Origin of the sequence: Streptomyces sp. NPDC050508, from assembly GCF_040655155.1 — a bacterium.
Classification (GTDB): Bacteria; Actinomycetota; Actinomycetes; order Streptomycetales; family Streptomycetaceae; genus Streptomyces.
The window spans coordinates 113,738-136,983 of record NZ_JBFAJJ010000001.1; the positions used below are offsets into that span (position 1 = coordinate 113,738).

22 protein-coding genes and 1 pseudogene are annotated in these 23,246 nt (G+C 70.6%); 12 read left to right on the forward strand and 11 right to left on the reverse strand.

Going from position 1 to position 23,246, the window contains the following annotated elements; translation table 11 throughout:
• Positions 1-155: 155 nt before the first annotated feature.
• Positions 156-1,598, reverse strand: a complete 1,443-nt coding sequence (rox, locus tag AB0I69_RS00570) for a rifampin monooxygenase (RefSeq protein ID WP_363094138.1) — start codon at positions 1,596-1,598, stop codon at positions 156-158.
• 376 nt (positions 1,599-1,974) lie between these two features.
• Here rox and AB0I69_RS00575 point away from each other — a divergent pair, with 376 nt between their 5' ends.
• The 3 genes from AB0I69_RS00575 to AB0I69_RS00585 all read left to right on the forward strand — a co-directional run bounded on the left by AB0I69_RS00575 (position 1,975) and on the right by AB0I69_RS00585 (position 4,499).
• Complete coding sequence (locus AB0I69_RS00575; protein ID WP_363093249.1) at positions 1,975-3,039, forward strand: acyl-CoA desaturase; 1,065 nt, start codon at positions 1,975-1,977, stop codon at positions 3,037-3,039.
• A gap of 133 nt (positions 3,040-3,172) precedes the next feature.
• Positions 3,173-3,355 (forward strand): hypothetical protein, encoded by a 183-nt coding sequence (locus AB0I69_RS00580; protein WP_363093250.1) that lies wholly within the window; start codon positions 3,173-3,175, stop codon positions 3,353-3,355.
• 235 nt (positions 3,356-3,590) lie between these two features.
• Positions 3,591-4,499: a hypothetical protein gene (locus tag AB0I69_RS00585; protein ID WP_363093251.1), complete on the forward strand. Its 909-nt coding sequence runs from the start codon at positions 3,591-3,593 to the stop codon at positions 4,497-4,499.
• Between the two features lie 42 nt (positions 4,500-4,541).
• Here AB0I69_RS00585 and AB0I69_RS00590 read toward each other — a convergent pair whose 3' ends face one another.
• Both AB0I69_RS00590 and AB0I69_RS00595 read right to left on the reverse strand, forming a co-directional pair.
• Complete coding sequence (locus tag AB0I69_RS00590; RefSeq protein ID WP_363093252.1) at positions 4,542-5,423, reverse strand: hypothetical protein; 882 nt, start codon at positions 5,421-5,423, stop codon at positions 4,542-4,544.
• 135 nt (positions 5,424-5,558) lie between these two features.
• Positions 5,559-5,855, reverse strand: a complete 297-nt coding sequence (locus tag AB0I69_RS00595) for a hypothetical protein (RefSeq protein WP_363093253.1) — start codon at positions 5,853-5,855, stop codon at positions 5,559-5,561.
• 178 nt (positions 5,856-6,033) lie between these two features.
• On the opposite strand from AB0I69_RS00595, the pseudogene AB0I69_RS00600 reads away from it, so the two are divergent.
• Positions 6,034-6,210, forward strand: a pseudogene (locus AB0I69_RS00600) (alpha/beta hydrolase); the annotation flags it as partial.
• A 2-nt stretch (positions 6,211-6,212) separates the two neighbouring features.
• On the opposite strand, the gene AB0I69_RS00605 reads toward AB0I69_RS00600, so the two are convergent.
• A complete protein-coding gene (locus AB0I69_RS00605; protein ID WP_363093254.1) occupies positions 6,213-6,812 on the reverse strand; it encodes a class I SAM-dependent methyltransferase in 600 nt (199 codons plus the stop codon).
• Between the two features lie 152 nt (positions 6,813-6,964).
• Between AB0I69_RS00605 and AB0I69_RS00610 the strand changes: the two genes are divergently transcribed.
• From AB0I69_RS00610 to AB0I69_RS00630, 5 genes are all read left to right on the forward strand, one after another.
• On the forward strand, positions 6,965-7,738 hold the full coding sequence (locus AB0I69_RS00610; protein WP_363093255.1) for an MHYT domain-containing protein: 774 nt from the start codon (positions 6,965-6,967) through the stop codon (positions 7,736-7,738).
• Positions 7,739-7,803: 65 nt separating this feature from the next.
• The gene (locus AB0I69_RS00615) at positions 7,804-10,332 is read left to right on the forward strand and encodes a nitrate- and nitrite sensing domain-containing protein (protein WP_363093256.1); all 2,529 of its coding nucleotides are present in this window, start codon (positions 7,804-7,806) and stop codon (positions 10,330-10,332) included.
• Positions 10,329-10,766: a roadblock/LC7 domain-containing protein gene (locus AB0I69_RS00620; protein WP_363093257.1), complete on the forward strand. Its 438-nt coding sequence runs from the start codon at positions 10,329-10,331 to the stop codon at positions 10,764-10,766. The genes AB0I69_RS00615 and AB0I69_RS00620 overlap by 4 nt, the downstream gene beginning before the upstream one ends.
• 22 nt (positions 10,767-10,788) lie before the next feature.
• A complete protein-coding gene (locus AB0I69_RS00625; protein WP_363093258.1) occupies positions 10,789-11,202 on the forward strand; it encodes a DUF742 domain-containing protein in 414 nt (137 codons plus the stop codon).
• Between the two features lie 182 nt (positions 11,203-11,384).
• Positions 11,385-11,999, forward strand: coding sequence for an ATP/GTP-binding protein (locus tag AB0I69_RS00630; RefSeq protein WP_363093259.1), 615 nt, complete (start codon positions 11,385-11,387; stop codon positions 11,997-11,999).
• Positions 12,000-12,015: 16 nt separating this feature from the next.
• On the opposite strand, the gene AB0I69_RS00635 is transcribed toward AB0I69_RS00630, so the two are convergent.
• Positions 12,016-12,444: a PPOX class F420-dependent oxidoreductase gene (locus AB0I69_RS00635; protein ID WP_363093260.1), complete on the reverse strand. Its 429-nt coding sequence runs from the start codon at positions 12,442-12,444 to the stop codon at positions 12,016-12,018.
• 91 nt (positions 12,445-12,535) lie between these two features.
• Here AB0I69_RS00635 and AB0I69_RS00640 point away from each other — a divergent pair, with 91 nt between their 5' ends.
• A complete protein-coding gene (locus AB0I69_RS00640) occupies positions 12,536-12,949 on the forward strand; it encodes a roadblock/LC7 domain-containing protein (RefSeq protein WP_363093261.1) in 414 nt (137 codons plus the stop codon).
• Between the two features lie 126 nt (positions 12,950-13,075).
• Positions 13,076-13,969, forward strand: a complete 894-nt coding sequence (locus AB0I69_RS00645) for a DUF6397 family protein (RefSeq protein WP_363093262.1) — start codon at positions 13,076-13,078, stop codon at positions 13,967-13,969.
• Between the two features lie 21 nt (positions 13,970-13,990).
• Here the strand turns inward: AB0I69_RS00645 and AB0I69_RS00650 are convergent, their stop codons facing one another.
• Positions 13,991-14,857 carry an acyl-CoA thioesterase II gene (locus AB0I69_RS00650; protein ID WP_363093263.1) on the reverse strand — a complete coding sequence of 289 codons (867 nt, stop codon included), beginning with the start codon at positions 14,855-14,857 and terminating at the stop codon, positions 13,991-13,993.
• A 19-nt stretch (positions 14,858-14,876) separates the two neighbouring features.
• Positions 14,877-17,390: a DUF3516 domain-containing protein gene (locus tag AB0I69_RS00655; protein ID WP_363093264.1), complete on the reverse strand. Its 2,514-nt coding sequence runs from the start codon at positions 17,388-17,390 to the stop codon at positions 14,877-14,879.
• 145 nt (positions 17,391-17,535) lie between these two features.
• Between AB0I69_RS00655 and AB0I69_RS00660 the strand changes: the two genes are divergently transcribed.
• Complete coding sequence (locus tag AB0I69_RS00660; protein WP_363093265.1) at positions 17,536-18,327, forward strand: metal-dependent hydrolase; 792 nt, start codon at positions 17,536-17,538, stop codon at positions 18,325-18,327.
• Positions 18,328-18,359: 32 nt separating this feature from the next.
• Here the strand turns inward: AB0I69_RS00660 and AB0I69_RS00665 are convergent, their stop codons facing one another.
• From AB0I69_RS00665 to AB0I69_RS00680, 4 genes are all read right to left on the reverse strand, one after another.
• Positions 18,360-18,629, reverse strand: coding sequence for a type B 50S ribosomal protein L31 (locus AB0I69_RS00665; RefSeq protein ID WP_363093266.1), 270 nt, complete (start codon positions 18,627-18,629; stop codon positions 18,360-18,362).
• A gap of 51 nt (positions 18,630-18,680) precedes the next feature.
• Positions 18,681-19,157 carry a DUF5709 domain-containing protein gene (locus AB0I69_RS00670; RefSeq protein ID WP_363093267.1) on the reverse strand — a complete coding sequence of 159 codons (477 nt, stop codon included), beginning with the start codon at positions 19,155-19,157 and terminating at the stop codon, positions 18,681-18,683.
• Positions 19,158-19,454: 297 nt separating this feature from the next.
• Positions 19,455-21,236, reverse strand: coding sequence for an ABC transporter ATP-binding protein (locus AB0I69_RS00675; protein WP_363093268.1), 1,782 nt, complete (start codon positions 21,234-21,236; stop codon positions 19,455-19,457).
• Positions 21,233-23,044, reverse strand: a complete 1,812-nt coding sequence (locus tag AB0I69_RS00680) for an ABC transporter ATP-binding protein (protein ID WP_363093269.1) — start codon at positions 23,042-23,044, stop codon at positions 21,233-21,235. The genes AB0I69_RS00675 and AB0I69_RS00680 overlap by 4 nt, the downstream gene beginning before the upstream one ends.
• Between the last annotated feature and the right edge of the window lie 202 nt (positions 23,045-23,246).

The following is a 23,246-nucleotide window of genomic DNA, read 5'->3' on the forward strand; positions in this document are numbered from 1 at the left end:
TGTCGACCGCTCGTCGGGCAGGCGCCACCCGCAACACGCCGACCGTAATGCGATCGCGCCTCCACGCCACTGGCGGCGTTCCGTGCGGACCGGGAGCCGTTCTATCCGGGTGGCTGGCGTTCCCGGCGTACTGACCACAGTGGGTCGGGGAGCGTTCAGGAGGCGGCCCGGATCTCAGTGGCAGCGCCGAACCACTTGGGCAGCAGACCGAGCAGGTCCTCCTGGTCGTCACCGATCCACGCCACATGGCCGTCCGGCCGCAGGAGCACCGCAGGCACGTCCAGTTCCTCGCTGACGTCGACGACGTGGTCGACTCGATCCGCCCAGCCCGCCACCGAGAGCCGGCCGGTCTGGTCGAGCAGCAGCCCCCGCCCGCCGTGCATCAGCCCGTAGAGGCGCCCCTGCTTCAGCTGCACGTCCCGCAGCCGTCGGCCGAGGAGTTCATGCCCCTCGCCGAAGTCGTAGCGGATCCCCACCGCGGTGATCATCTCGGTCACGTACCGGTTCACCTCCTCGAAGTCCATCAGCGTCGCGAACAGCTCCCGGAGCGCGGTCGCGCCCGAGTCGGTCCCCAACAGGGTGATCTGCGCGCGCGTGTTGTCCAGCACGCGCGCGCCCACCGGATGCCGCTCGGCGTGGTAGCTGTCCAACAAGCCCTCCGGAGCCCACCCGTTGACCGCGGCGGCCAGCTTCCAGCCGAGGTTGAACGCGTCCTGCACACCGAGGTTGAGGCCCTGCCCGCCGGTCGGCGGATGGATGTGCGCCGCATCGCCGGCGAGGAGTACCCGGTCGACCCGGTAGCGCTCGGCCTGCCGGGTGGCGTCGCCGAACCGGGACAGCCAGCGTGGCGAGTGCACGCCGAAGTCGGTGCCCGCCACGGCCCGCAGCTGCTGCTTGAACTTGTCGAGGGTCGGCGCGGTCGCACGATCCTCGGCCACGCCGTCGGCGGGCACCACAACGCGCCACACGCCGTTCTCGCCGGGGCTGACGCCGAACCGCAGTTGGGTCTTGCGGACTTCCTCGACTACGGCGGCGATCGTGGTCGGATCCTCGGTCACCTCCATTTCCCCCAGCAGCGTCTCGACCGTCGCCGGCTCGCCGGGGAAACCGACGCCGAGCAGCTTGCGCACCGAACTGCGGCCGCCGTCGCACCCGACGACGTAGCGCGAGCGCAGGTGAGTGCCGTCCGCCGACTCGACGGTGACCCCGGCCTCGTCCTGGCTCAGCCCGACGACTTCCCAGCCGCGCCGAATCTCGGTACCGAGTTCCACTGCACGCTCGTGCAGCAGCCGCTCGGTCACCGGCTGCGGGGTGGCGACGCCGTACGGGTGCGCCGTGTCCAACCGGTCCGGCCACGGCTTGACGATGCCGCCGAAGAGACCACCGGCCTGGAACTTCTCACTGACCGCGAGAAACCGGTCGAGGAGACCGCGCTGGTCCATCATCTCCACGCTGCGCGCGTGCAGGCCCTGCCCGCGGGACTCCCCGGTCGGCTCGGCCAGCTTCTCCAGTACGACCACGTGCACGTCGTGCAGCCGCAGCTCGCAGGCCAACATCAAGCCGGTAGGTCCGCCGCCGACCACGATCACGTCAATCATCAGAACGCCCATCCAACGAGATTGGTTTCCGGCCGGCCGCCCTGCGGGCCTGCGCTTCGCGAGTCCACTGTTTCCGCAGGTCCTGGCCTCGGTCGGTCATTCTGAGGTACGACCCGGGCCTTGCCGCAAGCCCCCCGCTGCGCTATACCTTGGGTGTGGCAAGGAGTGGATGATCTCCTTGCCATCGCTCTTTTCCGAGTACTTCTCCGCCGACTCGATTTCTGCGGATCCGGTCGGCGAGGGTGTCGTCAACCCCCCTGGGAGGACCCGGGTGACCCCCGTACGGACACGGGGGGTGCCGCCATGGTCGCGACCGGTCACCGATTCGTACGTTTGCTCAGGTCACCCCGTCACCTGAGAGAGCCGGAGACCGGACATGTCCCAGACCACCGCAGTCATCGGCGTGCACGATCCCGGGGATGCCGTCGCGGCATCTCCGGGAAGCGAGTTCACGCCCCTCCTGCGCACGGTCAAGGACCGAGCCCTTCTGGAGCGGCGGCATGCCTGGTACGTACGCTGCATCTCCGTCAACGCCCTCGCGCTGGCCGGCATCGTCACCGGCATCGCCCTGATCGGCGACTCCTGGCTGACCCTGCTCCTGGCCCCGCTGCTCGCCGTGTTCGGCGCCCGCACGGCCTTCATAGGCCATGACGCGGGCCACTCCCAGATCGCCGGCGGCAAGGCCGCCAACCGCCTCATAGGCCTGATCCACGGCAACCTGCTGCTGGGGATGAGCTACTCCTGGTGGAACGACAAGCACAACCGCCATCACGCCAACCCCAACCACATCGACAAGGACCCGGACGTCGTCGCCGACATCCTCGTGTTCACCGGCGAGCAGGCCAAGGACCGTGCCGGCTTCCGACGCCGGCTCACCCGCAACCAGGCCTGGCTGTTCTTCCCCCTCACCCTGCTCGAAGGCATCGCCCTCAAGGTTCACGGTTTCCAGGATCTGCGACGGCAGCCCCGTCGTGAGCGGGCCGTCGAAGGCACTCTTCTGGTGGGCCATGTCGCGGCCTACGCCACGCTGCTGCTGACCTCGATGTCTCCAGGGAAGGCACTCGCGTTCGCCGCCTTGCACCAGGCCCTGTTCGGCCTGCACCTGGGTCTGGCCTTCGCCCCCAACCACAAGGGCATGGAGATGCCGGACCCGAACGGCGAGCGATGGGGCCATCTCCGTCGCCAGGTGCTCACCTCACGGAACATCCGCGGCGGCACCCTGACCGACTGGTTCCTCGGCGGCCTCAACTACCAGATCGAACACCACCTCTTCCCGAGCATGCCGCGGCCTAATCTGCGGCTCGCCCAGCCCCTGGTGCGCGCCCACTGTCAGGATGTGGGTATCCCCTACGTGGAGACCGGGCTCGTCGACTCCTACCGGCAGGCCCTGCGCCACCTCCACGAGGTGGGGGAGCCGCTGAGGCCGGAGTGGACGGAGTGACGGAGTGGCCGACGGTCCGGGTACCAGTAGGGGAAGCGCCTCAGGGAAGTCTCAGGGTCGCGATCCGGAACTGTGGGAAGCGCGGACCCGTTTTCAGATCAGAGAGCGGCCGTGGCCGCGGAGGAGGCGACACATGTCGATGAACGCGAAGATCGCTGTAGGAGGTGTGGCGGTCGGACTGATCCTGTTGATCTGGCTGCCCTGGTGGGTCGCATTCCTGATAGTCGTGGGAGTGCCGACAGCCGCGTATCTCACGCTGGACCCCTCGCAGCGGCGTCGGCTGCGCCGCGTCGCAGGCAAGGAGATCGGCCGCTGACACACCGATGCCCCACCGCGCTGTCGACCGGCGCACAGGGGCAGAGCACAGCACCGCCCGCGGGGCTGCCGGCAACGGTCCCGCGGACGGCGCCCGGCCGAGGAAGGTCCTCGGACCGAACAAGGTGAAGACCGGCGAGCCGCGCCAAAATCGATTGCGCCATGGATCACTCCGACCCCACCATGACGGGCATGACGTACCGAAAGGAGGCCCAGCGACTCCACGGTGAGCGCTGATGGCCGGACATGAGGCGTCCCGGATGCCCTCCCGACAGCCCGAAACCCCGCCGGCGCCTCTGACGCCCGCCTGGCTGAGGGCCCACTTCGCCCCCCTGCCGTTCCCGGCGCGCATGAGCGCCCTGGCCCGCTACGCCCGCACACTCACCCCGCACGCCTACGAGACCCTGCACCGCGCGCTGGACGCCGGTGACTCGGACGAGCGGCACACCGCCCTGTTCCTGGCCGTCGTACGACGCGACCTGGACCGCGTGACCGAGGCTCTCGACGATCCGCTGCTCGGCCGGCGTGCCCGCTCGGCCGCCGTCCGACTGCCCCTCCCCGAACAGGCCCTGGAACAGCTCGCCTTGAGCGACATCAGGGCGACGCGCCACGACACCTTCCGGCTCCTCAGGCTCAGCCGCCGCCACACGCTCGCCGACAGAATCCTGCCCCAGATCCACGAACGCCATGGAGCGCGGGACGCTGCCGCCTTGCTGCCCGCCTGTTCCACCCGGACCGCGAGAGCGTGGCTGCACCGCATCGACCCACCCCTGGGCGTGCTCAACTCCCTTGCCCGCACGGCACCCCGCGCCGTGGCCGAACACGTGGCCGCTCAGTACGAACGGTGCCCACGGCACGAGGCGTACCGCTTCACAGGTCAGTACCGCGCCGTCGCCTCGCTCGCCGCGCAGCGCGACCAGCACGCGGCACTCCTCCTGCTGGAACGCGCCCCGGACCTGCTCACCCCGCGCGGGGTCCTTTCGGCGCTGCGTCGGCCCGGCGAAGCACTGACCGTCCTGCGCGCGGCGAAGCCCGGCACGCACTGGGACACGACCTGGCGCACCGAACTCGACGCGCTGCGCGACCACGGCGACTCCGACACCGCCTTGGGAGCCCTCCTCGTCGACCCGGACGAGCGAGGGTGACCCCGGCCGCCCCCTCGGACGCCCGGAGTGACACCCAAGGGCTCAACTCGGCCGTACGGCCAGCTTGTCGAGCGCCTCCAGGAGACCGGGCAGCTCGGGGCCCCGGCCCACCGGCAGCACCTCGCCGGGCTCGTCGTCGAGCAGGACGAACGCGATGTCGTCGGTCCGGGCCACCATCGACCAGCCGGGGCCGTCGGCACGCAGCGTGCGCGCCTCGCCCGGCGCGAAGGACGATCTGACGCGGCCGAGAGGCGGCGGGGTGTCCACGTACGCGCGAGCCTCCGTCAGCACCCTGCGGACCCCGCTGTGGCCCGCCTGCGGGCCTTCCCCGGTGCGGTCCGACGTGACCTCGGACGCGCCTTCGGAGCTCTCCGCGTCCGGCTCCGGCTCCGAGGTCTCGCCCGCCTCGCCCTGAACCGGAAAGGCCGCGTCGTCGATCTGCTCCCGCCACAGGGCCCACTGCAGCGCGATCTCGTCAGCACCCAGACGGCGTTGTGCCGGACCCCAGGCGGTGGTGTCCGGCGGCGCCAGCGGGGGACGGTCCACGAGTTCGGGGTCCGGATCGTGCGGAGCGGGCACGTTGGGAGCCGCGACGGCGACCGCGAGCGGCCAGCCCGGCAGGGCGGCGACCACCGTGCGCTCGCTCGGCGACAGGTCGTACTCCATGCCACAGTCCCAGGACGCGATGGCGACCGCGACCAGCGACACGTCGTCGATGACGACCGTCCACCGCGCACCGTCGCCGTCCTGGCCGAGCACCAGGCCGTACCCGTCGGCGAGTGGCGCCATGCCGAGCGCCGCACAGGCCTCGGGATAGTCGTCACCCAGCACACTCGGGAACTTCGCCGGTGTCAGCAGCACCGCCGTGAGCACATAGAGCGCATCGTCCTCGGCGGCGACGGCCTCTTCATCCGTGTCGGCCATCCCAGCCTCCCCATCGTTCGTCCAACCGCGCGCACCCTAGTGTGCGCGGAAGGCGCTTGTCACGACTCCCAAGTACACCCGGAGCTGCAGTTTTCCGTCTGGACGGGGCGAAATGACCGCCGGTAACCCGAAGTGTCAGGCCGCGGGGAGCCCAAGAAGGGCACGGGCCACCGTCCGCGGCGACTCGTCACGCTCCCTCGCGAGCGCGACAACGGCCCGGCACGCCAGCTCACTCACCCCGAAGGACAACGCCTCCGGCGACACCCATCCCGTGGCCTCGTCGATCCGGTCCTGGTCGTCCTCCGCACGCGCCGAGACGTAGACGGCCGCAGCCTCGAACAGGTTGTGCGGGCGCCGCTCCGGGTCTCTGGCCGGCTCCGCGCGCGTGGCGGTGAGAAATCTGGCGAAGGTCTTGCGGGGCCTGTCGAACATGCTGACCACCTTCCCCCTGCGTGGTTCTCTGTCGCTGACCGTCCATCTACTGCTACCCAACGTAGAGTTGGAGCTGCGGCGACAGAAGGGGAACGGCGCGGTGAAGCGTCAGGAGCGGCCCGCGCGATGGTGAGGATGCCATGCACGCCTGCCCTCTTCGGTGAGTTTCAGGACGTGGCGCGGATCCGACCCTGTGATGCGCACGATCCTCGAAGGACTCGCGATCGACCGTGTGTATGTCCAGGGCGAGCTGAGCGGTGAACTTCCGGACAGTGAGGGCCTGGAGGCGGCGGGAGTGCGCGTGGTGACCGTGCCGGGTGCCGGTCACCACGTCATGTTCGACAACTCCGAGGCCACTCAGCCCTCGCGCACGGCCAGCGCCAGGAAGCGGGCGTCCTCGTCGGCGTACGACGTCATGCGCCACCCCGAACCGGCCAGCAGCGGACGGAGATTGGGCTCCGCACGCAGGTCGTCCGGGGTGATCTGCCGCCCCTGGCGCGCCGCGAGCGCCGCCCGGCCGATCGGGTGGAACAGGGCCAGCGTGCCACCGGGGCGCACTACACGCGCCAACTCCCGCAGATCCGCCTCCGGTCGGGGCAGGTGCGCGATCAGGCCCGCCGCGAACACGGCGTCGAGCGACTCCGAGCGCAGCGGCAGCGCGGCGACGTCGGTGAGCAGCAGGCGCCCGTCACGGCCGCGTCCGGCCCGTACGGCGGCCTCCAGCATGGCCGGGGTCAGATCGGCCCCGACCACCACCCCGGACGGTCCTACGGCCGCACGGAGCGGCGGCAGAGCACGCCCGGTCCCGCAGCCCGCGTCGAGCACGCGGTCTCCCGTGCGCAGCCCGAGTTCGGCGACCGCGGCGGCGTAGGCGGGGCCGTCGTCCGGGAAGCGGCTGTCCCAGTCCGCGGCGCGCGCACCGAAGAACTCCTGGACATGTGTGTGGTCGTCGCTCATGCTCCGCATGATCCCTCACCGACACGGATGACGCCTCGGTGCACATGTTCGAGCGGGACGCGGTCGTTCCCGTACATCTCTGCGTCATATTGCAACACCTTTCGAAATGCGCCCCCTTTGTGCGCCCATGCCCCCACTAGCGTCCCCTGGTCATGGGACACCTGGACCACGCAACCTTCGGCTGGCTGACACCCGTGCTGTCATACGTGATGGCCTGTATGGGCTCCGCACTCGGGCTGCGCTGTACCGTCCGCGCGCTCGGTGCCACCGGCCGGTCGCGCCGCAACTGGCTCGTCACCGCGGCCTCCGCGCTCGGCACCGGCATCTGGACCATGCACTTCGTGGCCATGCTCGGCTTCGGAGTCAGCGGCACCGACATCCGCTACGACGTGCCCCTCACCATGCTCAGTCTTCTCGTCGCCATCGTCGTCGTCTGCGCGGGAGTCTTCGTGGTCGGCTACGGCCGCGACCGGGGCCGCGCGCTCTTCCTCGGCGGCCTCACCACCGGACTGGGCGTCGCGAGCATGCACTACCTGGGCATGGCGGCGGTGCGGTTGCACGGTGACGTGAGCTACGACCCGATGCTCGTCGGTCTCTCGGTCCTCATCGCCGTCGTCGCGGCGACCGCGGCCCTGTGGGCGGCCCTCAACATCAAGTCGCCCATCGCGGTCACCGTCGCCTCGCTCGTCATGGGGGCGGCCGTCGCCAGCATGCACTACACCGGGATGTTCGCGGTCCGCGTGCATGTCACACCCTCCGGCGCGGTCCTGCCCGGGGCGACGGCGATGCAGTTCATCTTTCCCCTTGCCGTCGGCCTCGGGTCCTACCTGTTCCTGACCTCGGCGTTCGTCGCACTGTCGCCGACGACGGGAGAACGCGAGGCAACCGCCTCTGCCGAGCGGCCGGTCGAGAGTGTCGCCGGCTGACAGGCGGGCCGGGACCGACCACGGCCCACACGGCACGCCCCGAACCACTTCCGAGCGAGGAGGCCATGCGTAACCCCCGTAGGACCCCCAGAGCCGGCGCCGAGACGCCGCCGCCCGTGCGCGGTCGTCGCGCACATGCCGGACCACCCGCCGACGAGCTCTTCGACGAGCCCCTCGACGCCGCGTCGGACGAGGTGCCCCCGCGCGCGGGCCGATGGCGGATGCGCCCCCGCACCGTACGAGCCAAGATCGTCTGTCTGCTGATGGTGCCTGTCGTCTCCCTGCTCGCCCTGTGGGCGTACGCCACCGTCAGCACCGCCCAGGACGTCGCCCGGCTACGGCAGTTGCAGCGCGTGGACTCCGCGGTGCGCAGCCCCGTCGCGGCCGCCGTCGCCGCGCTGCAGGCCGAGCGGTCGGCCGCGGTCCGCTACGCCACCGACCCCGACGCCGAACCGAGCGCAGACCTGAAGAAACTGGCGGCGAACACGGACCGGGCGGTCGCCCGGTTGCGCCTCGGCGACAACAACACCGTCGCCGACGGCGAGGAACTGCCGGCCGGAGTCGCCCAACGCTTGAAGACCTTCGTCACCGGAGCCGAGCAACTGCGCTCACTGCGGGCCGACGTGCTCGGCCACCGCGCGGGATGGGACGAGACGTACGGGCAGTACACGAAGACCATCTCGACGGCCTTCGCCGTGGGTGGGGCGCTCACCGGAATCCAGGACGCCGACCTCGGTTCCGACGCGCGCGTGCTGCTTGAGTTCTCCCGGGCCGGTGAATCGCTGTCCCAGGAGGACGTGGTGCTCGCCGGGGCCCGGCTCGACGGCCGCCTCGACGGGGAGCGGCTGAGGCTGTTCACCGGTGCCGTCGACACGCGTCGTACCCTCACCGACTCCGCCGTCGCGGATCTGCGCGGTTCCGAAGGTGCCGCCTGGCGGAACCTCGCCGGCACCAGCGCTTACAGTGCGGTCGGCGCCGTCGAGGACAAGGTCCTCACCACCAACTCGCGTACCCGGGCAATCGATGCGGCTCCGGAGACCACCTGGAATGCCGCGCACGCACGCGTGCAGGACGGCATGCGCGCCATCGAGGCGGACACGGGCAGCGGGGTCGCGGACCGCGCCGACCCGTTCACGCGAGGACTGCTCACCCCGGCCGGTGCAGCGGTGCTGCTCGGTCTCGCCGCCGTCGTCGCGTCGCTCGTCATCTCGGTGCGCATCGGCCGCGGTCTCGTCGTCGAACTGGTGAGTCTGCGCAACGACGCCCTGGGGATCGCCCGCCACAAACTCCCCGAGGCCATGCGGAGGCTGCGCGCGGGGGAGGAGATCGACGTCAGGGCGGAGGCCCCGCCCGGGTCGCCCTCGGAGGATGAGATCGGACAGGTCGCCGAGGCTCTGGGCACCGTGCACCGAGCCGCCCTGCGGGCCGCCGTCGAACGTGCCGAACTCGCCAGCGGTATCTCGGGGGTCTTCGTCAACCTCGCCCGCCGCAGCCAGGTCCTGGTGCACCGTCAACTCAGCCTTCTGGACAGCATGGAGCGCCGCTCCGAGGACCCGAACGAACTGAGTGACCTCTTCCGCCTCGACCACCTGACCACCCGTATGCGACGGCACGCCGAGAGCCTCATCATCCTCTCCGGAGCAGCACCCGGCCGGGCCTGGCGCATGCCCGTCTCCCTGACCAACGTCGTACGCGCAGCCGTCTCCGAGGTGGAGGACTACGCGCGCGTGGAGGTACGCCAACTCCCCGAGTCGTCCGTCGTCGGCGCGGCCGTCGCCGACCTCACGCACCTGCTCGCCGAGATCGTGGAGAACGCCGCCCAGTTCTCGCCGCCGCACACACGCGTGCGTGTCACCGGTGAACCCGTCGGCAACGGCTATGCCGTCGAGGTCGAGGACCGGGGCCTGGGCATGGGCACGGAGTCCCTGGCCGAGGCCAACCGTCGTATCGAGCAGTCCGAGGCCCTCGACCTCTTCGACAGCGACCGACTCGGCCTCTTCGTGGTCAGCAGGCTCGCCGCCCGCCACGGCATCAAGGTGCACCTTCGGACCTCGCCCTACGGCGGCACGACGGCGGTCATTCTGCTGCCGACGGCCCTGCTGCACGGCGGCGCGGCGGAACGTTCCCCCCGCGCGGCGGTGGGGGACGGAGAGCGGGCCGTGGAACGCGAGTACGCGCGCGTGCCCACCGCGGCTCAGCACCAGGAGTCCGTCTCGGGACCGGCCGACCGACCCGCCCTGGCGTCCTCCCCCCGGGCTTCGGCGGAGCCGGCGAGCGACACCCCGCCCCCCGGAGTCACCACCTTGCGACTGCACCGTCCTCCAGAGGACACCGAAGGGCCCGAAGAAAGCGACGACCTCCCTCGCCGCGTACGGCAGGCGAACCTCGCCCCCCAACTCCGCGAACAGCCCACCGCGGACCGGGAACAGGCGCCCGCCGCCCCACGTGACGAGCACCGCACCCCGGAGGTCGTACGGGACCGGATGGCTGCCTACCGCGAAGGCTGGACGCGCGGCGGCGGCAGGCACCCGGGCCGTGGTGCCACCCCAGGCCCCGCAACGGGCAGTGACAGCAGCGAAGGAGACCCCGCATGATCCAGGACCCGAGTATGAGGGCCGCTCAGCGGTCCGGTGAACTCGACTGGCTGCTGGACGACTTGGTGCTGCGCGTGAGCGAGGTACGGCATGCCGTGGTGCTGTCCAACGACGGCCTCGCCATCGGTGCGTCCACCGACCTCAAACGCGAGGACGCGGAACACCTCGCCGCCGTGGCCTCCGGATTCCACAGCCTGGCCAAGGGCGCGGGGCGGCACTTCGGCGCCGGCGGAGTACGGCAGACCATGGTGGAGATGGACGACGGTTTCCTGTTCGTGGCCGCGGCCGGAGACGGCTCCTGCCTCGCCGTCCTCACCGCCGTGACCGCCGACATAGGCCTCGTGGCGTACGAGATGGCACGGCTGGTCAAGCGCGTCGGCGAGCACCTCTACACGCCGCCACGTGTCGGCGCGCGGCCACCCGCCGCCGGATGAGGCGAGAGGGTGGTCCGTTCCGATGACCGAAGACATGACCGGCGCCCAGCACGAGCCGGGCAGCCAGTGGTACGACCAGGAAGCCGGTCCCCTTGTCCGCCCCTACGCCATGACGGGCGGACGTACCAAACCAGGGCCTACGGGAGTGCGGTTCGACCTGATCGCGCTCGTCACGCTGGACAAGGGCGCCCCCGACTTCGACGACGACACCGGGCTCGGACCGGAACACCGGGCCCTCATCGACCTGTGCCGTACGGAAACGCAGTCCGTCGCCGAGCTCGCCGCCGGAGCCGACCTTCCTCTCGGAGTGGTCAGGGTGCTCCTCGGCGACCTCCTGGAACTCGGCTGCGTCACCGTCAGCCGCCCGGTGCCGCCCGCGCAGCTTCCTGACGAACGGATTCTGCGCGAGGTGATCGAGGGACTACGGGCACTGTGATGAAACTTCAGAACCACTCGAACGCGTACGACGCCGACTTGTGCACCCTTTCGCACACCGAACGGGTGCGAGGCGATCACATCGGGCAAATAGTGGTCCAACCCTCCGGGGTGAGGCCGCACTTGCCAAGATGCACACCTACGGACGTCGACCGTTGCCGGCACTCCCGAGAGAAGTGATCGATGGTCTCCGAGCACTCCGAGCACTCCGACGCCGAGGGCGGCGAGACGACCGCCCTGGCGTTGAAGATCCTGGTCGCCGGCGGATTCGGCGTGGGCAAGACCACCATGGTGGGCGCGGTCAGCGAGATCAGGCCGCTGCGCACCGAGGAACTGCTCAGCGAGGCCGGCCAGTTGGTGGACGACACCGACGGCGTGGACCAGAAGGTCACGACGACCGTCGCCATGGACTTCGGCCGCATCACCATCAGGTCCGGTCTCTCCCTCTACCTGTTCGGCACACCGGGCCAGGACCGCTTCTGGTTCCTGTGGGACGAACTGTCGCAGGGCGCCCTGGGAGCGGTGGTCCTCGCGGACACCCGGCGACTTGAGGACTGCTTCCCCGCGGTCGACTACTTCGAGCACCGGCACATCCCGTTCGTGGTGGCCGTCAACTGCTTCACGGGGGCCCGCAGTTACGGCGCCCACGACGTCTCCCGCGCCCTGGACCTCGACCGGGGAACACCGGTCGTCCTCTGCGACGCCCGGGACCGCGACTCGGGGAAGGAGGTGCTGATCCGACTCGTCGAGTACGCCGGGCGGATGCACACCGCCCGGATGCTCGACTCGGTGGGCTGACCGTCGGCGGCGGTCCTCAGTCGGCGATGCCCTTCTGTGCCAGCACCTTCTCGACCGGGACACGGACCAGGAGTTCGCCCGGCACCCCGTTGCGGGCGCCGAACTCCTCTGCGCGCTCCTCACCCATGTACCGGGCCGCGATCCGGGCGGCCCAGTACCGGAGTTCGGCCGGATCCTCCGACAGCCGGGCGCGCCCCTGCAGCACCACGAAGTCGAACGGCGGCCGATCGTCGTCCACACACAGGGCGACTCGCCCGTCACGGGCAAGATTGCGCCCTTTTACCGTTTCCTTCGCGGTGTTGAACACCACATCGTCTCCGTCCAGCAGGAACCAGATCGGCGCGACATGTGGGCTCCCATCGGCGCGGACGGTCGACAGCTTGCCGGTGCGCGTGCCGAGCGAGACGAACGCCCGCCACTCCTCGTCGGTCATCTTCTGTGCCATGCCCCTATCCTCCTTGCCCGGGCGACGGAGGTGGTGAAGGCTGACGGGAGATCCTCCGGCCAGGGGGAGACGCGACACGGGGAGCCGGAACATGGCGCAGAACCAGGGACTGAGCTGGCTGTTGGACGATCTGACCGAGCGCGTCGAGCACGTACGCCACGCTCTGGTCCTGTCCAACGACGGACTGGTGACGGGCGCGAGCACCGGGCTTCGCCGCGAGGACGCGGAGCACCTCGCCGCCGTCTCGTCCGGACTGCACAGCCTGGCCAAGGGCTCGGGACGCCACTTCGGCGCGGGTCAGGTGCGGCAGACGATGGTCGAGTTCGACGACGCCGTCCTGTTCGTCACCGCCGCGGGCAGCGGCAGCTGTCTGTGCGTTCTCAGCGGTGCGGAGGCGGACATCGGCCAGATCGCCTACGAGATGACACTCCTCGTCAACCGCGTCGGCGAGCACCTCGGCGTGGACGCCCGGCAACCCGAGCGAACCCCCGTCACAGACCTCTGACCTGCGAGTTCGTCAGTCTTCGTGGAGTTATCCACAGGCTCGCCACGAGATCCGCCGAACCGGTTACGGTTTGTCCATCGCGAACGCACACAGCGTGAGCAACGGACTCCACGGGGGAGATCGACCATGGCAGGCAACACCATCACCAAACCGTCCGGCCTCTCGTGCACGCCGAGTCGCGCGGCACGGGAACTGGGGCTCAAGCGAGGCGAGTTCGACCTCGCGGTACATCTCGGGCGCATTCGCACCACGCCCGACGAAGGAGGCGGCGGCCGACGCGTCGCCCGCGACGAGATCGACCGACTGTGCTCGACGGACGGGTTCCCCGAAGCGCTCCTGGAAAGCGTCAGGACCGTGGGCACGACCGACGGCGCGGCCCTCATGGAGGTCAGCTCCGCCAGGTTCACCCGCTTCGCCCGGCTCGGGCTGGTGGTGCCCGTGACGTTCTACCTCAACCGGTACCGGGCCGTGGTCTGGCTCTATCTCGCCGAAGAACTACGGCAGTTCGCAGCCGACAAGAACCACACCTCGCTGTTGAACGGCCGTACGCCCGAGGGGCTGCGGGACCAACTCCAAGCGGGCCTGGATCTGCGAGCCCGCAACTGGCGCGGACGACACCTGGGATTCCTGCTCCACCAGGCCGTCGATCCGTGGGAGCGCGCCGGAGCCCTGGCCGCTCTGCTCGACCCCGTCCAGGTCGCCGAAATCGTCCAGGACCCCTACGAGCGCGCCCACCTGAACCGGTTCCGGCCGGGCCCGCCCGCCCACGGGGCACCCGGCTCGCCCGCCGCCCACCTCGCCGAGCGGATCATGACAGCGGACGATCCGGACGAGATCAGCTGGCTGCGGGCGGATCTGACCCAGGTACTGGACGAGGCACGCCGCCATCGCCCCGCACCACGGCCGACCTCCGAACCGGCCGGACCACCACCGTCCCTGAGCGAGCACCCGCCCGAGCCGGCGCCGGAACCCGAGCGATCACGCGGCATGCTGGGCTGGCTGCGCCGCGGAAACGCCTGAGCCGCAGCGCACATCCACCGGTTACAGCGCTCTGAACAGCCCTTCCTGGACGACCGAGACGAGCAGGCGTCCCTCCAGGTCGTAGATGCGCCCGCGGGCCAGACCGCGCCCGCCCGTCGCGATCGGGGACTCCTGGTCGTACAGGAACCACTCGTCAGCGCGGAACGGCCGGTGGAACCACATGGCGTGGTCCAGCGACGCCATGTCGAAGCTCCGAGGACCCCACAGGGGTTCGACGGGGATCCGGACGGCGTCCAGAAGCGTCATGTCGCTGGCGTACGTCAGCGCACAGGTGTGCACGAGGGGATCGTCACCGAGCGGCCCGACCGCACGCATCCACACGGCGCTGCGCGGCTCGGCGTCCTTGATCTCCTCGGCGCTCCAGCGCAGCCCGTCCGCGTACCGGATGTCGAAGGGCTGACGGCGCGCCATCCGCTCCAACTGCTCCGGCAGCGCGCCCAGATGATCCCGGACCTCCTCCGACACCGTCGGCAGGGACTCCGGGTCCGGGACCTCGCGGGCCGGCGGCAGCTGGTGCTCGAAGGGACCTTGCTCAGGCTTGTGAAAGGAGGCGGTGAGATTGAAGATCGTGCGGCCCTGCTGCACGCCGGTGACCCGACGGGTGGTGAACGACCGCCCGTCCCGCACCCGCTCGACCTGGTACACGATCGGCACGCCCGGCCGGCCCGGGCGCAGGAAGTACGCGTGCAACGAGTGCACGGGCCGGTCGCCCTCCGTGGTGCGCCCCGCGGCGACCAGCGCCTGGCCCGCGACCTGGCCGCCGAAGACCCGCTGCAGGGACTCGTGCGGGCTGCGACCACGGAAGATGTTGACCTCGATCTGCTCCAGGTCGAGCAGGTCGACGAGCCGCTCTGCCGGGTTCGTCATGGGTGGGATTCTCCTGTGCTCACAGCTGGCCGACGTCGGTGACGCGGACGACCGCACGGCCCTCCTCGTCGGAGGCCGCGAGATCGATCTCCGCGCTGATGCCCCAGTCATGATCGCCGTTCGGGTCGGCGAAAATCTGCCGAACGCGCCACAGGCCGTGCTGCGGCTCCTCCTCGATGAGCAGGAGCTTGGGCCCGCGGGCGTCCGGGCCGGTGCCGAGGTCCTCGTACTCGTCCCAGTACTTGTCCATCGCCTCGCCCCAGGCATCCGCGTCCCAGCCGGACTCGGCGTCCATCTCGCCCAGTTCCCCGACGTGGTCGAGGGCGGCCAGCTCGACGCGGCGGAACATCGCGTTGCGGACAAGGACCCGGAAGGCACGCGAGTTCGCGGTGACCGGCTTGACCTGGTCGGCCTTCTCCTGGGCCTCCTCGGCGGTCATCTCCGCCGGGTTGGCCAGCTGCTCCCACTCGTCCAGCAGGCTGGAGTCGACCTGGCGCACCATCTCGCCGAGCCAGGCGATCAGATCCTGCAGGTCCTCGGACTTGAGGTCGTCCGGGACGGTGTGATCGAGGGCCTTGAAGGCGCCGGCGAGGTAGCGCAGCACGATGCCCTCGGTGCGGGCCAGCTCGTAGTAGGAGGTCAACTCCGTGAAGGACATGGCCCGTTCGTACATGTCCCGGATCACGGACTTCGGGGACAGCGGGTGGTCGCCGACCCACGGGTGGCTCTTGCGGTACGTGTTGTAGGCGTGGAAGAGCAACTCCTCCAGCGGCTTGGGGTAGCTGACGTCCTGGAGGCGCTCCATGCGGTCCTCGTACTCGACGCCGTCCGCCTTCATCGCGGCCACGGCCTCGCCGCGTGCCTTGTTCTGCTGGGCGGCCAGGATCTGCCGCGGGTCGTCCAGCGTGGACTCGACGACGGACACCATGTCGAGCGCGTACGACGGCGACTCGGGGTCCAGCAGCTCGAACGCGGCGAGCGCGAAGGTCGACAGCGGCTGGTTGAGGGCGAAGTCCTGCTGCAGATCGACCGTGAGACGCACGATGCGGCCCTCGGCGTCCGGGGTGTCGAGCTTCTCGACGATGCCGCCGTCCAGGAGCGAGCGGTAGATCGCGATCGCACGCCGGATGTGCCGCAACTGCTGCTTGCGCGGCTCGTGGTTGTCCTCCAGGAGATGCCGCATCGCGTCGAAGGCGTTGCCGGGGCGGGCGATCACCGACAGCAGCATCGTGTGCGTGACCCGGAACCGGGACGTCAGCGGCTCCGGATCGGAGGTGATGAGCTTCTCGAAGGTGCCCTCCGACCAGCCGACGAAGCCCTCGGGCGCCTTCTTGCGGACGACCTTCCGACGCTTCTTCGGGTCGTCGCCCGCCTTGGCGAGCGCCTTCTCGTTCTCGACGACGTGCTCGGGAGCCTGGGCGACCACGAGCCCCGCCGTGTCGAAGCCGGCGCGTCCCGCGCGGCCCGCGATCTGATGGAACTCGCGGGCGCGCAACGTGCGCACACGAACGCCGTCGTACTTGGCCAGCGCCGTGAACAGCACAGTGCGGATGGGCACGTTGACCCCCACCCCGAGCGTGTCCGTACCGCAGATGACCTTCAGCAGACCGGCCTGCGCGAGCTTCTCCACCAGACGCCGGTACTTGGGCAGCATGCCGGCGTGGTGCACGCCGATGCCGTGCCGTACGTAACGGGAGAGATTGCGGCCGAACTTGGTCGTGAAGCGGAAGCCGCCGATCAGCTCGGCGATCTGGTCCTTCTCCTCGCGCGAGCACATGTTGATGCTCATCAGCGCCTGCGCCCGCTCCACGGCCTGCGCCTGGGTGAAGTGCACGATGTAGACCGGCGCCTGCCTGGTCTCCAGCAGTTCGGTCAGCGTCTCGGTGAGCGGGGTCAGCCTGTACTCGTAGGACAGCGGCACCGGCCGGACCGCCGAGCGGACCACCGAAGTGGGGCGCCCGGTACGGCGGGTGAGGTCCTTCTCGAACATCGCGACGTCGCCGAGCGTGGCCGACATCAGGATGAACTGCGCCTGCGGCAGCTCCAGGATCGGGATCTGCCAGGCCCAGCCGCGGTCCGCCTCCGCGTAGAAGTGGAACTCGTCCATGACGACCTGGCCGACGTCCGCGTGCTTGCCGTCGCGCAGCGCGATCGACGCGAGGACCTCCGCGGTGCAGCAGATGATGGGCGCGTCGGAGTTGACGGACGCGTCGCCGGTCAGCATGCCGACGTTCTCGGTGCCGAACATCTTGCACAGCTCGAAGAACTTCTCCGAGACCAGCGCCTTGATCGGAGCGGTGTAGAAGGTGACCTCGTCCCGGGCCAGCGCGGCGAAGTGCGCACCGGCGGCGATCATGCTCTTGCCGGACCCGGTGGGCGTCGACACGATCACGTTCGCACCGGAGACCACCTCGATCAGCGCCTCCTCCTGATGGGGGTAGAGCGTGAGACCGCGCTCCTTGGCCCACGACTCGAAGGCTTCGTAGAGGGCGTCGGGATCTGCGGTCGGCGGCAACTGGTCGATGAGGGTCACGACCCCATCTTGCCTGGCGCCGTGGCCGATGGGGGAATCGGCTGCGGGGACGAAGATCGCTACCGCTACGCTGTGTCGCCGACAGAGTGTCAGAGCGCCCGAGCAACTGACCGGCGGCGTAAGAGGAATGGGGCGGGGAACGGCCATGATGGGACCAGCACACTCACTGTCGGGAGCGGCGGCCTGGCTCGGCGTCGGAGCGGCGACCGCCGCGGCCGGGCATCCGATGCCCTGGCCGGTGATCCTGGTCGGCGCCCTGATCTGCGCCGGCGCCGCGCTCGCCCCGGACCTCGACCACAAGGCGGCGACTATCTCCCGGGCCTTCGGACCCGTCTCCCGAACCGTGTGCGAGGTCGTCGACAAGCTCTCGTACGCCGTCTACAAGGGGACCAGGAAGCAGGGCGACCCGCGCCGCAACGGCGGGCACCGCACGCTCACCCACACCTGGCTGTGGGCGGTCCTGATCGGGGCGGGGAGTGCGGGCGTGGCGATCCTGGGCGGTCGCTGGGGAGTGCTGGCGATCCTCTTCGTGCACATGGTGCTGGCCATCGAGGGCCTGCTGTGGCGGGCGGCCCGCGGCTCCAGCAGCGACATCCTGGTGTGGCTGCTGGCGGCGACCAGCGCGTGGATCCTCGCCGGAGTGCTGGACAAGCCGGGCAACGGCTCGAACTGGCTGTTCACGGACCAGCACCAGTACCTGTGGCTGGGACTGCCGGTCGTGCTGGGTGCGCTGGTGCACGACATCGGGGACGCGCTGACCGTCTCCGGCTGCCCGATCCTGTGGCCGATCCCGCTGGGCCGCAGGCGCTGGTACCCGATCGGGCCGCCGAAGGTGATGCGGTTCCGCGCGGGCAGCTGGATCGAGCTCAAGGTGCTGATGCCGGTGTTCATACTGCTCGGGGGAGTGGGCTGCGCGGCGGCACTCAACGTGATCTGAGGCTCGGCCCCGGTTCCGGCGCGGGCAGTGGCCTACGCCCCGCCGGAATCCTGGCCCGCCCCGCCGCCGTAGCGTCGCTCGAACTGGGCGATGCGGCCTTCCGTGTCCACCGTCCGGGCCTTGCCGGTGTAGAAGGGGTGGCTCTCCGAGGAGATCTCCACGTCCACGACGGGGTAGGTCTCGCCGTCGTCCCACTCGATGGTCCGCTCGCTGGTCGCGGTGGACCGGGTCAGGAAGGCGTATCCGGCGGCGCGGTCGCGGAAGACCACGGGGTGGTAGTCGGGCTGCTTGTCCTGCTGCATGGCTGCTCCTCGTGCGGCGGGGGTGTGGGTGACGGCCAAGGGGCGGCGAGGTCAGCCGTAGAGGGAGTCCTCGTCCTCGTCGACGATGTGCATCGCGGCCTCCTCGGCGGAGGCCGCCGCGCCGTCGATGCCCACGTCCGTGGCGATCAGGCCGCTCTCCTCGTCCTCGTGTGCTCCTTCGTCGGGTGCCACGAGCCGGCCGGAGCGGGTGTCCCCGACCTCGATGTCGCGGAGCTCGCCGTCGGTGTCCTCGGAGTCGCCGAGGCCGTCTCCGTCGGACATGGCGAGATCCGGGACCTCGTCGGCGAGGCGCTGGTCGAGCGACTCCCCGTGCTGACGCACCGCGGCCGTGACATCGGCGCGTTCCACCGCCCAGGGGCGGTCCGGTGGGGACCAGCCGCGGTCGAGAGGATCCTCGACACCGTCCGCCACCAGGGTGTCCTCCGCGTCGAGCAGACCCGCGTCGTCCTGTACCTCGGATCCGTCGGGCTGGTAGACGTCGTCTCCCCATCCGTCGGCGCTGTTCACGGGTACCTCCAGGTGGTGGGGACCGGCCCGTACTCACCGCGGTCGGCGGCGGGCTGCCGCTGCACGGGGCACAGGCGGCGCCCGGCACGAACCGTGTGGTTCCCGGGCACTCCCCGAACCGGTGCCGCTCCCCAGCCTTCCACCCCTTTTCCCTCGCGCGCAACGGCACGGGCCCGGGCCGGGGGCGACGGTGCGCAAGGACCGTGCCCCGTCAGGGGCGCGGGGAACTGCGCGACCAGCCCCCACCGACCCGCAGGTACTCACCGACCGAGCCCAGTCACCGCTCGACCAGCGGAGCTACCCGTGCCACGACCGCCACAGCGCCGCGTACGCCCCCTCCGCCGCCACCAACTCGTCGTGGCTGCCCAACTCGCTGATGCGGCCGTTCTCGACGACGGCGATGACGTCCGCGTCGTGGGCGGTGTGCAGGCGGTGGGCGATCGCGACGACCGTGCGGCCGTCGAGGACGCGGGCCAGGGAGCGTTCGAGGTGACGGGCCGCACGCGGGTCGAGGAGCGAGGTCGCCTCGTCCAGGACCAGGGTGTGCGGGTCGGCCAGCACCAGCCGGGCCAGCGCGATCTGCTGGGCCTGCGCCGGGGTCAGCGCGAGCCCGCCCGAGCCGACCTCGGTGTCCAGGCCGTCGTCCAGCGCCCGCGCCCACCCGTCCGCGTCGACCGCGACCAGTGCCACCCACAGCTCGGCGTCCGACGCGTCGGTCCGGGCGAGCAGGAGGTTGTCGCGCAGGGAGCCCACGAAGACGTGGTGTTCCTGGTTGACGAGGGCCACGTGGGAGCGGACGTGTTCCGCGGTCATCCGGGACAGTTCGGCGCCGCCGAGGGTGATCCGGCCGTCCCGGGGCGCGTAGATCCCGGCGAGCAGCCTGCCCAGGGTGGACTTGCCCGCGCCCGAGGGGCCGACCAGGGCCAGTCGGGTGCCCGGCGCGACCTCCAGGGACACCTTGCGGAGCACGTCGACGCCCTCGCGGTAGCCGAAGTGCACCCGGTCCGCGTGCACGTCCCGGCCCTCGGGGGACAGGGCGGAGTCCCCGGCGTCCGGCTCGATGTCCCGGACGCCGACCAGCCTGGCCAGCGAGACCTGGGCGACCTGGAGCTCGTCGTACCAGCGCAGGATCAGGTTCACCGGGTCGACGAGCATCTGCGCGAGGAGGGCGCCCGTCGTCAGCTCACCCACCCCGATCCAGCCGTGCAGGACGAACACCCCGCCGAGCATCAGGACCGAGCAGAGCACCGTGACATGAGTGACGTTGATGACCGGGAAGAGCACCGACCGCAGCCAGAGCGTGTAGTTCTCCCAGGCGGTCCACTCCTTGACGCGGCGCTCCGAGAGGGCGATGCGCCGGTCACCGAGGCGATGGGCCTCGACGGTCCGGCCGGCGTCCACGGTCTCGGTGAGGGCCGCGGCCACGGCGGCGTATCCGGCGGCCTCCGAGCGGTAGCCGGCCGGTGCCCGCTTGAAGTACCACCGGCAGCCGATCACCAGCACCGGCACCGCGACCAGCACGGCGGGCGCCAGCGGCGGCACGGTCACGACCAGACCGCCGAGCAGCAGCACCGCCCACACCACACCGATCGCCAACTGCGGTACGGCCTCGCGCATCGCGTTGGCGAGCCGGTCGATGTCGGTGGTGATACGGGACAGGAGGTCGCCGGTGCCGGCCCGTTCGAGGACACCCGGAGGCAGCCCGACCGACCGTACGAGGAAGTCCTCGCGCAGATCGGCCAGCATGCGTTCGCCGAGCATCGCGCCGCGCAGCCGTACCTGCCGGATGAACACAGCCTGGACGGCGAGGGCGACCACGAACAGCCCGATGGTCAGGCCCAGATGGAGTTCCCGCGCTCCGTCCGACACCCGCTCGACGACGTCGCCGAGCAGATAGGGGCCCACCATCGACGCGATCACGGCGACCGTGTTCACGGCGACGAGGAGGAGGAAGGCACGGCGATGCCGACGGAACAGTTCGGACACGTAGGCGCGTACGGTCGCGGGGGCGCCGACCGGCAGGGTGTTGGCCGTGGTCGGGGCCGCGGGGTCGTAGGCCGGGGGCGCCACGCCGATCATGCGCTCTCCTCGATTTCTTCCAGTGCGCTCCGCAGAGCGGCTTCGTCGTGGTCCAGTGCCTCGCGCAGCGCGGACTCGTCCTCGGTCTCGCGCGTCACCACGGCCCGGTACCGGGGGTCGTTGTGGAGCAGGTCGCGATGTGTGCCGACCGCGACGACCTCGTCCTCGTGGACGAGCACGACCCGGTCCGCGTGGTCCAGGAGCAGGGGCGAGGTGGTGAACACCACCGTGGTCCGGCCGGTCCTCAACTCCCGTACGCCGTCGGCGATCCGGGCCTCGGTGTGGGAGTCGACGGCGGAGGTCGGCTCGTCGAGGACGAGTACTTCCGGGTCCGTGATCAACGACCGGGCCAGGGCGAGCCGTTGGCGCTGGCCGCCGGAGAGGGAGCGTCCGCGTTCGGTGATGCGGGCGTCCATCGGGTCCTCGGTGTCGAGCGACCCCTGGGCGAGGGCCACCAGCACGTCCCCGCACTGCGCGGCGGCAAGGGCTTCCTCGGCACCGACCGCACCCGAGGCGGGCACGTCCAGCAGTTCGCGCAGGGAACCGGACAGGAGTACCGGATCCTTGTCCTGGACGAGGACGGCGGTGCGTGCCGAGGCGAGGGGGAGTTCGTCGAGTGGTACGCCGTCCAGGAGCACGGAGGTGCCCGCCTCGGCGGGGTGTCCGCCGAGGCGTTCCGCCAGCCGCCCGGCCGCGTCGGGGTCACCGCACACCACGGCGGTGAACCGGCCGGAGGGTACGAGCAGTCCGGTGGCCGGGTCGTACAGATCCCCGGTGGGCAGCTCCTCCGCGCGCGTCCCCGCGGTGTCGGTGACCCGCTCCAGGGACAGCACGCGCGCGGCGCGTTTCGCCGAGGGACGGGAGAAGGAGTACGCCATGGCGATCTCCTCGAAGTGCCGCAGCGGGTAGGACATGACCATCACCGCGCTGTAGACGGTGACCAGTTCGCCCACGGTGATTCGGCCCTGGCGGGCCAGCTGCACACCGTGCCAGACGACCACGATCAGCAGCAGGCCCGGCAGCAGCACCTGGATCGCGGAGATCAACGACCACATCCGGGCACTGCGCACGGCCGCGTGGCGCACCTCCTGGGAGGCCCGGCGGTAGCGGTCGAGGAAGAGTTCCTCACCGCCGATGCCGCGCAGCACCCGCAGTCCGGCGACGGTGTCGGAGGCCAGTTCGGTGGCGCGGCCCGCCTTCTCGCGCTGCACGTCCGCGCGCCGGGTGGCGCGGGGCAGCAACGGCAGGACGGAGACCGCCAGCACGGGCACGCCCACGGCGACGACGACACCGAGCGCGGGCTGGTAGACGAACAGGCCGACGCACACGATGACGATCGTCAGCGCGGCGGCCAGGAAGCGCGACAGCGCCTCCACGAACCAGCCGATCTTCTCGACGTCACCGGTCGACACGGCCACGACCTCACCGGCCGCCACCCGCCGGGTCAGCGCCGAGCCGAGGTGGGCGGCCTGGCGGGCCAGCAGCTGCTGGACGCGGGCGGCGGCAGTGATCCAGTTGGTGACGGCGGCCCGGTGCAGGAAGGTGTCGCCCACGGCGATGCCCGCTCCGCACAGCGCCATCAGCCCGCCGGTCAGGGCCAGCCGACTGCCGGAGCGGTCGACCACGGCCTGCACGGCGAGGCCCACGCAGAACGGCAGCGCGGAGACGGACACGAAGTGCAGCAGCCCCCAGGCCAGGGACTTGAACTGTCCACCGAGCTGATTCCGGCCGAGCCACCACAGGAATCGGGGCCCCGAGCGCGCGTCCGGCACACCCGGGTCGGGATACGGAAGGTCTTGAATCTGCATGACGTCCCAGTGGCTCTTGTTCAGGCGGGAAGGGGGAGGAGGGAACCGCGGAGTGCGGCGACGAACCGCGAGCGGAGTGCGGCAACAAACCGTGAAAGGTTCGCGTCGCAGCGTGGTCGGAAGCAAGCGGTTTTCCCCGCCGGGGGTCGGAACCGGCGTTCACCCATCAGGGGTGAGATGTCCGTGACCTCACTCAATGTGG